The sequence below is a fragment of the Pontibacter sp. JAM-7 genome, assembly GCF_048548695.2.
Lineage (GTDB): Bacteria > Pseudomonadota > Gammaproteobacteria > Pseudomonadales > Balneatricaceae > Neptuniibacter.
The window spans coordinates 1-232 of record NZ_JBLYIF020000097.1 but is presented as its reverse complement, the minus strand read 5'-3'; the positions used below and the strand labels follow the sequence as shown (position 1 = coordinate 232).

The following is a 232-nucleotide window of genomic DNA, read 5'->3' as shown; positions in this document are numbered from 1 at the left end:
TAGCGACGAAAATGGTATCTATCGTTGGTTTGGCGAAGGTGAGATGAACTCCGCGTTTCTGGCGCTGGATTATAATGTAGAGTATGGCCTGGCGGATAACCTGGAAATTATCTATGACTCACCGGTTTCCAATCAGAAGCGTAAAATTAACTACCGTGAACTGCTTGATGATGTAGCAATGTTTGCAGGTGTATTGAAAGCGCAGGGCGTTACCCAGGGTGACCGTGTTGTA

The 232-nt window shown here is 46.1% G+C and carries 1 pseudogene; it reads left to right on the top strand.

The annotated features are described in order from the left end of the window. Positions 1 to 232 (top strand): annotated as a pseudogene (locus ACFVYJ_RS13975) (hypothetical protein); the annotation flags it as partial.